At 75.8% G+C, this 215-nt stretch carries 1 pseudogene; it reads right to left on the bottom strand.

Annotated elements, in window-relative coordinates:
- A pseudogene (locus BN358_RS25220) lies at nt 1-215 on the bottom strand (cold shock domain-containing protein); the annotation flags it as partial.

Below are 215 nucleotides of genomic sequence, written 5' to 3'. Positions count from 1 at the left end.
GTCGATCGCGCCGCGGCGCGGGGGCGTCGGGTGGCGGGCCGGCAACGCGTAGACCCGGCTGGCCCGGACCGCGCACGGGCGTCCGTCCGGTGCGGAGCCGACCTCGAACTGCACGAAGTCGCCGGACTGCGGCCGTCCGCCGGCCGGGTCGAAGGCGGAGATGTGTACGAACGTCCGCCGTCCACCGGCCTCGACGAACCCGAACCCCCGTTCGA

This window comes from Sedimentibacter sp. B4, from assembly GCF_000309315.1.
In the GTDB taxonomy this organism is placed as follows: domain Bacteria; phylum Bacillota; class Clostridia; order Tissierellales; family Sedimentibacteraceae; genus Sedimentibacter; species Sedimentibacter saalensis.
Note: the sequence above shows the minus strand (reverse complement) of the source record. Positions and strands in the feature narration are given on the sequence as shown.